The following is a 12,330-nucleotide window of genomic DNA, read 5'->3' as shown; positions in this document are numbered from 1 at the left end:
CATGGAAACGCCCCCGCCGCCCACTTCGCGCACCGAGCCCACCGACGCGGACGTCGAGGCCTTCAAGCAGCAGCTCGGCCGCCCGCCGCGGGGCCTCAGGGCCATCGCGCACCGCTGCCCCTGCGGTCAGCCCGACGTCGTGGAGACGGCGCCCCGGCTGCCCGACGGCACCCCCTTCCCGACGACGTACTACCTGACGTGCCCGCGCGCCGCCTCGGCGATCGGCACGCTGGAGGCGAACGGCGTCATAAAGGAGATGACGGAGCGACTGCAGAGCGACCCCGAGCTGGCCGCGGCCTACCGTGCCGCGCACGAGGACTACATCCGCCGCCGGGACGAGATCGAGGTCCTGGAGGGCTTCCCGAGCGCGGGCGGCATGCCGGACCGGGTGAAGTGCCTGCACGTGCTCGTGGCCCACTCGCTGGCCGCCGGACCGGGCGTGAACCCGCTCGGCGACGAGGCGATCGCCATGCTGCCCGAGTGGTGGGCCAAGGGCCCCTGCGTGACACCGCCGGGGACGCCGTGCGGCGAGGACCGGCAGGTGGAGACGACCGAGGACGGCAGCGGCCACTTCACCGCCGCGCCCCTGCCGCAGGAGGACGACGAATGACGCGCGTCGCCGCCATCGACTGCGGTACCAACTCCATCCGTCTGCTGGTCGCCGACGCGCACCCGGACACCGGTGAACTCGTCGACCTCGACCGGCGGATGACGATCGTGCGGCTCGGCCAGGGCGTCGACCGCACCGGCCGGCTGGCGCCCGAGGCGCTGGAGCGCACCTTCGCCGCCTGCCGCGAGTACGCCGAGATCATCAAGGAGCACGGCGCCGAGCGCCTCCGCTTCGTCGCCACCTCCGCCTCCCGCGACGCCGAGAACCGCGACGACTTCGTGCGCGGTGTGCTCGACATCCTCGGGGTCGAGCCCGAGGTCATCACCGGCGACCAGGAGGCGGAGTTCTCCTTCACCGGTGCCACCCGCGAGCTGGCGGAACGCGACGACCTCGCCAAGCCCTACCTGGTGGTGGACATCGGCGGCGGCTCCACCGAGTTCGTCGTCGGCGAGGAGCACGTGCGGGCCGCGCGCTCCGTGGACGTCGGCTGCGTGCGGATGACCGAACGTCACCTCGTGCGCGACGGCAAGGTGAGCGACCCGCCCACCGAGGAGCAGATCGCCGCGATAAGGGCCGACATCCAGGCCGCCCTGGACCTCGCCGAGGAGACCGTCCCGCTGCGCGAGGCGCACACCCTGGTCGGCCTCGCCGGATCGGTCACGACGGTCTCCGCGATCGCCCAGGAGCTGCCCGAGTACGACTCCGCGCGCATCCACCACTCCCGGATCTCCCACGACCGGGTCCGCGAGATCACCGAGTGGCTGCTGCGCTCCACGCACGCCGAGCGCGCGGCCGTACCGTCCATGCACCCGGGCCGGGTCGACGTGATCGGGGCGGGCGCCCTGGTGCTGCTCGCGATCATGGAACGGATCGGCGCCGAGGAGGTCGTCGTCAGCGAGCACGACATCCTCGACGGCATCGCGTGGTCGGTGGCGTAGCGGAGGCGTCGCGTGGTGGCGTGGCTCTCTTTTGTTACTTGCCAGTAGCTGTCGGCTGAGCAGGTCGGATAACGTTTGAGCGTCTCCGAGGGGCCTCCCGGGGCCCCTCGTCGACACCCTGGCGGAAAAGTTCGTGAAGTTCTTCACAAGGAATTGGCCCCCGCAGGGTGTCCGCAAGGGGCCGGTTGGGCCTTTCGGGGCCCCAAGAGCCGTTTGAACATGTTCAGATAGGGTGCGTGCGGGTGCCTCGGTGCGGGGCGTTCCGGGTCCGTTCCGGAGTCCTCACGGACGCCCCGGTCACCCGGAGAGGCAGCTCACGCGGCATTGACAACGGGGCGAACCGCTTCCCGGTTCCACCGCGTCGCATGACCTGCGTCACGCGGGCCGCGGAGTGTAGCACAGGGCCTGTCAGACCTTGTGAAGGGGCGCACGAGCGACCCCCGCTGGGCGGGTGGATACTCGATGGCATGAGCACCACGGAGCGTCCCAGGATCCTCGTAGTAGGCGGTGGGTACGTAGGCCTGTACGCAGCTCGGCGCATTCTCAAGAAGATGCGCTACGGCGAGGCGACCGTCACGGTCGTCGACCCCCGGTCGTACATGACCTACCAGCCCTTCCTGCCCGAAGCCGCCGCCGGCAACATCTCCCCTCGCCACGTCGTCGTCCCGCTGCGACGCGTGCTGCCGAAGGCGGAGGTGCTCACCGGCCGGGTCACCACCATCGACCAGGACCGCAAGGTCGCCACGATCGCCCCCCTGGTGGGCGAGGCGTACGAGCTGCCCTTCGACTACCTGGTCATCGCGATGGGCGCGGTCTCCCGCACCTTCCCGATCCCCGGCCTCGCCGAGCAGGGCATCGGCATGAAGGGCATCGAGGAGTCCATCGGCCTGCGCAACCACGTCCTCGAGCAGCTGGACAAGGCCGACTCGACCAACGACGAGGAGATCCGCCGCAAGGCCCTCACCTTCGTCTTCATCGGCGGTGGCTTCGCGGGTGCGGAGACCATCGGCGAGGTCGAGGACATGGCCCGCGACGCGGCCAAGTACTACAAGAACGTGTCCCGCGAGGACATGCGCTTCGTCCTGGTCGACGCCGCCGACAAGATCCTCCCCGAGGTGGGTCCCAAGCTCGGCCAGTACGGCAAGGAGCACCTCGAGGGCCGCGGTGTGGAGATCTACCTCTCCACCTCCATGGACTCCTGCGTCGACGGCCACGTCGTGCTGAAGAACGGCCTCGAGGTCGACTCCAACACCATTGTGTGGACCGCCGGCGTCAAGCCGAACCCGGCCCTGTCCCGCTTCGGTCTGCCGCTCGGCCCCCGCGGCCACGTCGACTGCGAGCCCACGCTCCAGGTCAAGGGCACGGACTACATCTGGGCCGCCGGTGACAACGCACAGGTCCCGGACCTCGTCGGCCGCAAGGCGGGCAACGAGAACGCCTGGTGCCCGCCGAACGCCCAGCACGCGCTGCGCCAGGCCAAGGTCCTCGGCGACAACGTGGTCTCCGGCATGCGGGGCTTCCCGCAGAAGGAGTACGAGCACGCCAACAAGGGTGCGGTGGCCGGTCTCGGCCTGCACAAGGGCGTGGCGATGATCGTCATGGGCAAGATGAAGATCAAGCTCAAGGGCCGCCTCGCCTGGTACATGCACCGTGGCTACCACGGCATGGCGATGCCGACCTTCAACCGCAAGATCCGCGTCTTCGCCGACTGGACCCTCGGCATGTTCCTCAAGCGCGAGGTCGTCTCCCTGGGCGCCATGGAGAACCCCCGCGAGGAGTTCTACGAGGCCGCCAAGCCGGCGCCGGTCGCCGCCGCCAAGACCGAGGAGAAGGCCAAGGCCTCCTGACCTCCGGTCACCGACTGACCCGAGGGACCTCCCGCCATCCGTGGTGCGGGAGGTCCTTCGGCGTTTCCGGCCCGCCTCCGGCCGTCATCTACATGGTGTGTACAACTGTTTTGCCCAGTTGTAACTCCTTTGCGGGACTGCGCGCGACCCCGCACGGTGTTTACGTGGTAACCGGCATCCGGGATCGTCGTCTTGGAGGTGTGCGCCATGGCCGACGCCGCGTCGCGGCTGAGGAGTCTTGCCGAACAGTTGCTGGGAGCCCCGCTCCCGCTACGGGTGCGAGCCTGGGACGGGTCGCAGGACGGGCCGCCGGACGCTCCGGCACTCGTCGTACGCAACCGCCGCGCCCTGCGCCGCATGCTGTTCAAACCGGGGGAGTTGGGCCTGGCCCGCGCGTGGGTCGCCGGCGACCTGGGCGTCGAAGGGGACCTGTACACCACCCTCGACGTGATGGCGTCCCTGGTGTGGGAGCGCGGCGAGGACGCCCGCGGCCTGAGGGAGGCCGTGCGCGATCCCGCCGTCCGGGCCGCCGCCCGGGACCTGCTGAAGCTCGCCGGACCACCGTTCCCGCCCGCCCCACCGCGTGAGGAGGTCCGCAGACCCCGCCGGCGTCTGCACACCCGGCGCAGCGACAAGCGGGCCATCAGCCACCACTACGACGTCGGCAACGACTTCTACGAGATCGTCCTCGGCCCGTCCATGGTGTACTCGTGCGCCTACTGGGAGGACGGCGGGACCCTGGAGACCGCCCAGCGCGACAAGCTCGAACTGATCAGCGCCAAGCTCGGCCTGACCGCCGGTCAGCGGCTGCTGGACGTCGGCTGCGGCTGGGGCTCCATGGCCATCCACGCCGCCCGTGAGCACGGCGTGAGCGTCGTCGGGGTCACGCTCTCCCAGGAGCAGGCCGTGTACGCCCGTAAGCGCGTCGCCGACGAGGGGCTGACCGACCGGGTGGAGATCAGGGTCCAGGACTACCGGGACGTCATGGACGGCCCCTACGACGCGATCTCCTCCATCGGCATGGCCGAACACGTCGGCGCCGAACGCTACCTGGAGTACGCCCGCCAGCTGTACGACCTGCTGAAGCCCGGCGGGCGACTGCTCAACCACCAGATCGCCCGCCGCCCGCAGCGGGACGAGACGGCGTACAGCGTGGACGCGTTCATCGACGCCTACGTCTTCCCGGACGGCGAACTCGCCCCGGTCGGCACCACCGTCACCCAGCTGGAGCGCGCCGGGTTCGAGGTGCGGGACGTGGAGGCCATCCGCGAGCACTACGCCCGCACCCTGCGCCGGTGGGTCGCCAACCTGGAGGCCGACTGGGACCGCGCGGTCCGCCTGACCAGCCCCGGCCGCGCCCGCGTCTGGCAGCTGTACATGGCCGCCTGCGCGCTCGCCTTCGAACGCAACCGGATCGGCGTCAACCAGGTCCTCGCGATCCGCACCCCCGGCCCGGGCGCCTCCGGGCTCCCGCTGCGGACCCGCGCCTGGACCGCCTGACACACCGCGAGGGCCCCGCTCCGGCGACGGAACGGGGCCCTCGTGCGTCGTGACGGCTACTCGGCCTTGATCGCCGCCAGCATGTTCAGCCGGGCCGCGCGCCGGGCGGGCCACAGGGCGGCCAGGACGCCGACCGTGCCCGCCAGCAGCAGGAAGACCGCCATCCGGCCCCAGGGCAGGACCAGTTCGTACGTCGGCATCTTCGTGCCCAGCAGCTGGCCGGCCGCCCAGCCGAAGAACACCCCCAGGCCGATGCCGAGCACCCCGCCGAACAGGGAGATCACCAGGGACTCCAGACGCACCATCCGCTTGACCGCCTTGCGGTCCAGGCCGATCGCGCGGAGCATGCCGATCTCCTGGGAGCGCTCGAAGACCGACATGGCCAGGGTGTTGATGACCCCGAGGACCGCGACGATCACCGCCATGCCGAGCAGGCCGTAGAGCATGTTCAGCATCGTCGTGAACATCTTCGCGATGTCGTTGGAGATGTCCTGCTTGTCCTGGATCTTGATCGCCGGGTTGCGGCCGAGGGCCTTGGTCAGCCCGTCCTTGGCCTTCTCGGAGGCGCCGTCCGCCGTCTTGACCATGACCTGCATGTCGGCCGGGTCCTTCAGGTGCGGGGTGAGGACCTTGTTGTCGAGCATGATCCCGTTGATCATGTCGTTGCCCTCGTAGATCCCGGCGACGGTCAGCCGCTGCGCCTTGCCGTCCTCGAAGTGCGCGGTGAAGTGCGAGCCGGGCGTCCAGCCGTACTCCTTCGCCCGGTCCTTGTCGACGACGACCCGGCTGCCGCCGACCCGGAAGGCGCCGTCGTCCACCTTGAGGTCCGTCAGCTTCCCGATGGACGAGCCGTCGACGCCGGTCAGGAACTCGGTCCCGCCGTTGATCCGGGACTCGCCGTTGCGCAGCGGGCTGCTCGCGGTGACGCCCTCGGCGGCGGCGACCTTCCGCGCCACGTCGGGGGAGAGCGGGCCGCGGTCGGCCATCGAGACGACGTAGTCCGCGCGGATCGCCGAGGACGCCATCTTGTCGATCGCCGTCTGCAGGCTGCCCGCCATCACCGTCATGCCGGTGATCAGGGTCAGACCGATCATCAGCGCGGACGCGGTGGCCGCCGTACGGCGCGGGTTGCGCACCGAGTTCTGGCGGGCCAGCTTGCCCGAGACGCCGAAGGCGCGCAGCACCGGGGCGGCGGCCGCGATCAGCGGCCGGGACAGCAGCGGGGTCAGGATGAACACGCCGATGATCAGCAGGACGGCACCCAGACCCATGGGGCCCTGCGCCGCGTCGGCGTCCATCGAGGTGGCGGCGAGGACCGTCGCGACACCGGCCGCCGAGAACAGCGCGCCGAACGTGTTGCGCAGCACCAGCGACTTGGTGGTGGACTTGGCGTGCACGCTGCTCATCGCCGCCACCGGCGGGATCTTCGCGGCCCGGCGGCCGGGCAGCCAGGCGGCGAGCATGGTGATGAGGATGCCGACCGCGAGGGCGGACGCCACGGTGCCGGGGCTGATCACCAGCGGCCCGTCGGGCACGCTCGCGCCGAAGGAGCCCAGCAGGGAGCGCAGGCCCGCGCCGATGCCGATGCCGGCGGCGAGCCCCGTCACACCGGCGACCGCGCCGACCGCGAACGCCTCGACGAGCACCGAGCGGGTGACCTGGCGGCGGGAGGCGCCGACGGCGCGCAGCAGGGCCAGTTCCCGGGTGCGCTGGGCGACCAGCATGGTGAAGGTGTTGGCGATGATGAACGTGCCGACGAACAGCGCGATACCGGCGAACACCAGCAGGGCCTGCTTCAGGCCGCTCATCGAGTCGGCGATCTGCTTGGCCTGGTCGTCGGCGAGCTTCTTGCCGGTGGTGGTCTCCACCAGGTGGGCGGGCAGGGCCTTGTCCAGCGCGGACTTCAGCGCGGCCTGGCTGGTTCCGGCCGCGGCCTTCACGTCGATCTCGTCGTACGTGCCCTTCTTGCCGAACAGCGCCTGCGCGGTGGGCGTGTCGAAGAGCGCGAGGCTGCCGCCCGCGGACACGTTGCCGTCGTCGGTGGTGAAGATGCCGGCGAGGGTCGGGGTGAGGACCGGGCCGTTCACGGACAGCCGCACGGTGTCGCCGACCCGGTAGCCGGCCCGCTTCGCGGTCTTGGAGTCCAGCAGCACCTCGCCCCTGCCGTGCGGGGCGTGCCCGCTCACCAGCGGGTACCGGGCGTCCTCGGCGCCCCAGTAGTTGCCGCCGGCGGACTGCCAGTCGCCGCCGACCAGCTTGCCGTCCTGGTCGGCGACGGCGGTGAAGCCGCCGACGACACCGGTGGCGGAGGCGGCGCCCGGGACATGGCCGGCCCGGTCGAGCATGGCCTTGGTCAGGTCGGCGGTCCGGCCGACCTTGTCCCCCTCGGAGTCCTGGTACTCGGGCCGTACGGCGACGTCGACGCGGTCGAAGCCCTTGGCGGAGCTCTTCTGGTAGGCGTCGGAGATGGTGTTGGTGAAGACGAGCGTCCCGGAGACGAAGGCCACGCCGAGCATGACGGCGAGGACGGTCATCATCAGCCGGGCCTTGTGCGCGAGGACGTTGCGCAGGGCGGTGCGGAACATCAGCTGGTACGGCCCTTCGCGTCGAACTGCTTCATCAGGTCGAGGACGGCGTCGGCCGTGGGGGCGTGGATCTCGTCGACGATCCGCCCGTCGGCCAGGAAGACCACACGGTCGGCGTACGCGGCCGCCACCGGGTCGTGCGTCACCATGACCACCGTCTGGCCCAGTTCGCGCACGGAGTTGCGCAGGAAGCCGAGCACCTCGGCGCCGGAGCGCGAGTCGAGGTTTCCGGTCGGCTCGTCACCGAAGATGATGTCGGGCTTGGAGGCGAGGGCACGGGCGACGGCCACGCGCTGCTGCTGGCCGCCGGAGAGCTGCGAGGGCCGGTGGCTGAGCCGCCCGGACAGGCCGACCATCTGGATGACCTGGTCCAGCCACGCCTTGTCGGCCTTCCGGCCCGCGATGTCCATCGGCAGGGTGATGTTCTCCAGCGCGGTCAGCGTCGGCAGCAGGTTGAACGCCTGGAAGATGAAGCCGATCTTGTCGCGGCGGAGCTTGGTGAGCTGCTTGTCCTTCAGGGAGCCCAGTTCGGTGTCGCCGATCCTGACGGACCCGGAGGAGAAGGTGTCGAGGCCGGCCACGCAGTGCATCAGCGTGGACTTGCCGGAGCCGGACGGACCCATGATCGCGGTGAACTCGGCCTGCCGGAAGTCGACGGAGACCCGGTCCAGGGCGACCACCCGGGTCTCACCCTGCCCGTAGATCTTCGACAGCTCCGTGGCGCGTGCGGCCACGGCGGTGGTCCGGCCGGCGGTGGGTGTGGTGGTCACGGGACGGTGCTCCTGTCAGGACGACGTGTTGCATGGGGACCGTTCCATCGTCCCGGCGCCCGACGGCCGTGGAGTCAGTCGCTGTTCCGGTTCCGGAGGGCGACTCGGGTCGGACGGGAGCGCGCGGTGTCATACCTGGGGAGGACGGCCGACCCTGAGACCCGCGTGGTCGAGAAGTTGTCGAGAACAGGTGGAGCGCCCTCGTTCGGTAGGTGAAATTCCGTCATTCCACGTACGCGCGTACTCACGTCACGCCACGCTATTGGCAAGTGCGGATGGCCTGTTCCGTGGGCTGATGCACCCTCAGACGTCAATAAAATAAGACAACATCGGTCCGCCGTTCCGCTGTTCGGGGGATGCGTCCCGATAGGCTCGGACCCTCGAAGCGGAGCCCATGGCCTGCCCGGATGGTGGAATGCAGACACGGCGAGCTTAAACCTCGCTGCCCCTTCGCGGGCGTGCCGGTTCAAGTCCGGCTCCGGGCACCACCTCCCTCTCGACGCCGGGCTGCGCCGGCCTTCTCACCCCTCGTACACCGTCATCACGGCACCCTCCACCTGGATGCGCCGGCCCGCCCGCAGGCCCCCCGCGCGCAGGGCGCGCAGACAGGTGTGGAACAGCTCCAGCTCCTCCGTGTCCAGGATCGCGGCGGCCAGGTTCAGCAGATCGGTCACCGCGCCCTCGGTGAGCACCTCGGGCAGCTCGCCGGAGAGCAGGACGACCGATTCACCGGCGGGACCCCGGACCACCGCGGTGGCCGGCCCGCCATGCACGAACAACACGTTCCCCCCAAAGAGCCCGGGGTCGTGCGGCTGTCGCTCCTCGGGCAGGACGAGAGACTAGCGGGGGATCTCGCCTCATTCGGGTGCAGTCGGATATTTTTCCGATGCGACGGAGAGCGGGCGGTTTGCGGTCACTTCTCCGGGGCCGGCGGCGCGGAGCGTCCCAGCAGGGACTCCACCAGGGCGGCGACGTGCCGGCGGTCCGCGGCCGACAGCTGCTGCACGCTCGCGATGAGCAGGTCCACCTCGGGGTCGGCGGTCCGGGCGGCCGTCTCGTCGGTGTCCCGGCCGGACGGGGTGCCGTACACGTGGATGCCGCAGGCCTCGGCCGCGGCCCGGCGCACGCTGTCGAGCGGCAGCTCCAGGCCCTTCGCCAGGCCCTCCAGCGTGGCCGCCTGGGGCATGCGGACGACCCGGTCGGTGGTGGCCAGGTGGTGGACGGTGGAGCGGGGCACGCCGCCGCGGCGCGCCACGTCGCCGTAGGACCAGCCCTTGCCGTCGAGGCGCTCACGGATCAACTGCTGCAGTGCGTTGGCCACCGAAGTCCACTTCCTGCTCGCCGTTCGACCGGACCGTCCCTGTCGGCGCCGATTCTACGGGCGGGTAGGCGGGCGGCCGAAAGGGTGATTCCCCGAACGGGTTGCGCAGCGGTGCCGCGAGGGCCTACTGTCCAATCTCGTTGGACAGCTCGTCCGACCAAGTTGGACAGAGTCCGGGGGGAACCTGACTCTCTCCGACCGGAACCGCCTGTTTCCCGAGGGGGAATCGACATGTTGAACGCCCACGAGCTCGACGCCGAGTCCGCGGAGCTGCTGCCGGGCCGCGAGGCCCTCGGCCGGCTGAAGTTCAGCTTCGGCAAGACGGTCAACGTCACCAAGCACGTCGCGAACATCAGCGCCCACAACGAGTCCGCCGCCCTGAACGACCACTCCTCGTGGTCCGTGGCCGACTCCGGCGCCGGCCAGACCATCAGCGTCACGCAGTAACGCTCGCGCCCCACCAACCGAAACCACCTGGAAGGACCCCCATCATGAGCATGGACATGCGTGAGCTGGACGGCGAGTCGGCGGAGCTGCTGCCGGGCCGCGAGGCCCTCGGCCGGCTGAAGTTCAGCTTCGGCAAGACGGTCAACGTCACCAAGCACGTCGCGAACATCGACGCCCACAACGAGTCGGCCGCCCTGAACGACCACTCCGCGTGGTCGGACGCCCAGTCGTCGGCCCAGCAGACGATCACCGTCAAGCAGTAACGGCACCGCCGCGACGACGGCTGTGGGGGCGGATCGCACATGGGCGTGCGGGGCGGTCCGCCCCCCGGCCGGTTTCCGGGGGGAAAGCGGTGCCCACCGTGGGGGGAGACCACATATGACGGTGCTCGGAGACGGGCCCGCGCTCTACGACACCGGTCCGGTGCCCGGCCCCGGGGGCTGGCCGGTGACGTACGAGCAGGTGACGACCGGCACCCTGCCGATCGTCGGAATGCCGGCGGGCCCCGTCCCGCGGCTCAGCGCCGGGCTGCGGCTGCACGGCGAGTACCAGGGCTCGGGCTTCACCGAGCCGAAGTACATCGCCCGTCGGGGGGACGGGCAGGTCGTCCAGCTGTCCCGGCTGCTGTACCTGGTGGCGTCGTCCGTCGACGGTGTGCGCGACGCCGACACGATCGCCCACCGGGTCAGCGCCCGCTTCGGCCGCGAGGTCAGCGGCGAGAACGTCCGCTACCTGGTGGAGAACAAGCTCGAACCGCTCGGTGTGTGCCTGCCCGAGGGCCAGGAGGACGGCGAGGTCGACGCCCCGCGCTCCGACCTGCTCCTCGCCCTCAAGGGCCACCGGGTGATCTTCGACGAGCGGCGCACGGCGCGGATCGCGCGGGCGCTGGCCTGGCTGCACCGGCCGGCCGTGGTCGTCGCCGTGCTGCTCGCGGCCGTCGCCATGGACGTGTGGCTGTTCGGCTTCTTCGGGGCGATCGAACCGGTGCTGGAGGTCCTGGACCAGCCGGTGCTGATCCTGATCGTCTTCGGCCTCACCGTGGCCTCCCTCGTCTTCCACGAGTTCGGCCACGCCTCCGCCTGCCGGTACGGCGGCGGCCGCCCCGGCTGCATCGGCTGCGGGCTGTTCCTCATCTGGCCGTCGATGTACACCGACGTCACCGACGTCTACCGGATCTCCCGCGCCGGGCGGCTGCGCACCGACCTCGGCGGGGTGTACTTCAACGTCGTCTTCATGCTGGCCATGGCCGGGGCCTACTTCGCCACCGGGGCGCAGTTCTTCCTGGCCGCGGTCTACCTCGGGCACTTCGAGATCCTGGAACAGCTGATGCCGGCCGTCCGCCTGGACGGCTACTACATCCTCGGCGACCTCGCCGGAGTCCCCGACCTCTACGGCAAGATCAGGCCGATCCTGCTCGCCCTCGTCCCGGGCGCCAAGGGCCGGGCGGCGCGCGTGGAGGTCGCCGGGCTGAAGAAGTCCGCGCGCACCATCGTGGCGACCTGGGTGCTGACGATGGTGCCGCTGATCGTCGGCGAGATGGGCTACGCGCTGTGGAACCTGCCCCGGATCCTCACCACGATGGTCCGCTCGCTGACCGAGCAACTCCTCGGCACCGGTGCGGCGTTCGCCCACGGGCAGATCGTCGCCGGGCTCGTCGGAGTGATCGGCAGCGTCATGCTGCTGTGCCCGATGGCCGGTGTCGTCTACCTGTCCGTGAAGATCGGCGGCCGGCTCTTCCGGGCCGCGAAACGCGCCACGGCCGGCCGGCCCCGGCTGCGGCTGGCGCTGTGCGTGCTCGCCCTCGCCGGACTGACCGGGCTCTCCTACGCCTGGGTGTCCGGGGTGACCCCGAAACCCCTGCCGAAGAAGCCCCCGATCGCGCCGATCCTGCAGCCCGGGGTGCCGACCACCCCGCCCGCGGCCGGGGGCACGTCGACCCCGGCCGACGGCGGCAACGGGGTGCGGGGCACCGGCGGCGGCGCCTCCGCGTCGCCGTCGGCGCTGCCCGGGGCCTCCGCGACGGCGCCGGGTGACGGCCCGTCGGCCGAGGTGGACCTGACCGCGTCGGCGTCCGCTCCGGCGGCCTCGGCTTCCGCCGGCGCACCGGGCGAGCCCACCGGGACCACGACCCACCGGCCGGAGTCCTCCTCCGGCGGGACCACCGAGGCTCCGGGCCCGCCGCCCTCCAGTCCGGTCTCCGATCCGCCGTCCTCCCCGACCCCGTCGGAGAGCGCACCGGCCTCACCTTCCGCGGACCCCTCGTCAGCGGCACCCGCCGACCCGCCGCCCGCGTCGCCCTGACCTCCCGTCCG

The 12,330-nt window shown here is 71.0% G+C and carries 11 protein-coding genes and 1 tRNA gene; 8 read left to right on the top strand and 4 right to left on the bottom strand.

Translation table 11 applies throughout. The features are described 5' to 3' along the window. Position 1 precedes the first annotated feature (1 nt). The 4 genes from AB0N17_RS10270 (at position 2) to AB0N17_RS10255 (ending at position 4,895) form a co-directional block, all read left to right on the top strand. Complete coding sequence (locus tag AB0N17_RS10270) at positions 2 to 610, top strand: DUF501 domain-containing protein (RefSeq protein ID WP_366010745.1); 609 nt, start codon at positions 2 to 4, stop codon at positions 608 to 610. Then, positions 607 to 1,548, top strand: a complete 942-nt coding sequence (locus AB0N17_RS10265) for a Ppx/GppA phosphatase family protein (protein ID WP_366010744.1) — start codon at positions 607 to 609, stop codon at positions 1,546 to 1,548. The genes AB0N17_RS10270 and AB0N17_RS10265 overlap by 4 nt, the downstream gene beginning before the upstream one ends. 467 nt (positions 1,549 to 2,015) lie before the next feature. After that, the gene (locus tag AB0N17_RS10260; RefSeq protein WP_191873624.1) at positions 2,016 to 3,395 is read left to right on the top strand and encodes an NAD(P)/FAD-dependent oxidoreductase; all 1,380 of its coding nucleotides are present in this window, start codon (positions 2,016 to 2,018) and stop codon (positions 3,393 to 3,395) included. Between the two features lie 207 nt (positions 3,396 to 3,602). Beyond that, positions 3,603 to 4,895, top strand: coding sequence for a cyclopropane-fatty-acyl-phospholipid synthase family protein (locus AB0N17_RS10255; protein WP_366010743.1), 1,293 nt, complete (start codon positions 3,603 to 3,605; stop codon positions 4,893 to 4,895). A 56-nt stretch (positions 4,896 to 4,951) separates the two neighbouring features. Here the strand turns inward: AB0N17_RS10255 and AB0N17_RS10250 are convergent, their stop codons facing one another. Further along, a complete protein-coding gene (locus AB0N17_RS10250; protein ID WP_366010742.1) occupies positions 4,952 to 7,480 on the bottom strand; it encodes an FtsX-like permease family protein in 2,529 nt (842 codons plus the stop codon). Continuing rightward, on the bottom strand, positions 7,480 to 8,250 hold the full coding sequence (locus AB0N17_RS10245; protein WP_366010741.1) for an ABC transporter ATP-binding protein: 771 nt from the start codon (positions 8,248 to 8,250) through the stop codon (positions 7,480 to 7,482). Before AB0N17_RS10245 ends, AB0N17_RS10250 begins: the two co-directional genes overlap by 1 nt. A gap of 401 nt (positions 8,251 to 8,651) precedes the next feature. On the opposite strand from AB0N17_RS10245, the gene AB0N17_RS10240 reads away from it, so the two are divergent. Next, a tRNA-Leu gene (locus AB0N17_RS10240) sits at positions 8,652 to 8,738 on the top strand. 33 nt (positions 8,739 to 8,771) lie between these two features. On the opposite strand, the gene AB0N17_RS10235 is transcribed toward AB0N17_RS10240, so the two are convergent. Together AB0N17_RS10235 and AB0N17_RS10230 are read right to left on the bottom strand one after the other, a co-directional pair. Continuing rightward, entirely contained in the window at positions 8,772 to 9,032 is a 261-nt protein-coding gene (locus tag AB0N17_RS10235; RefSeq protein WP_366010740.1) for a hypothetical protein, read from the bottom strand. A 131-nt stretch (positions 9,033 to 9,163) separates the two neighbouring features. Next, positions 9,164 to 9,571, bottom strand: a complete 408-nt coding sequence (locus tag AB0N17_RS10230) for a helix-turn-helix transcriptional regulator (RefSeq protein WP_366010739.1) — start codon at positions 9,569 to 9,571, stop codon at positions 9,164 to 9,166. Positions 9,572 to 9,802: 231 nt separating this feature from the next. On the opposite strand from AB0N17_RS10230, the gene AB0N17_RS10225 reads away from it, so the two are divergent. The 3 genes from AB0N17_RS10225 (at position 9,803) to AB0N17_RS10215 (ending at position 12,319) form a co-directional block, all read left to right on the top strand. Then, complete coding sequence (locus AB0N17_RS10225) at positions 9,803 to 10,018, top strand: hypothetical protein (protein WP_366010738.1); 216 nt, start codon at positions 9,803 to 9,805, stop codon at positions 10,016 to 10,018. Between the two features lie 44 nt (positions 10,019 to 10,062). Beyond that, positions 10,063 to 10,281 carry a hypothetical protein gene (locus AB0N17_RS10220; protein ID WP_366010737.1) on the top strand — a complete coding sequence of 73 codons (219 nt, stop codon included), beginning with the start codon at positions 10,063 to 10,065 and terminating at the stop codon, positions 10,279 to 10,281. A gap of 115 nt (positions 10,282 to 10,396) precedes the next feature. Then, positions 10,397 to 12,319, top strand: a complete 1,923-nt coding sequence (locus tag AB0N17_RS10215; protein ID WP_366010736.1) for a hypothetical protein — start codon at positions 10,397 to 10,399, stop codon at positions 12,317 to 12,319. The last annotated feature ends 11 nt before the right edge of the window (positions 12,320 to 12,330 follow it).

Origin of the sequence: Streptomyces sp. NPDC051133 (assembly GCF_040682635.1) — a bacterium.
In the GTDB taxonomy this organism is placed as follows: Bacteria; Actinomycetota; Actinomycetes; order Streptomycetales; family Streptomycetaceae; genus Streptomyces.
This window is presented reverse-complemented; position numbering and strand designations above follow the sequence as displayed.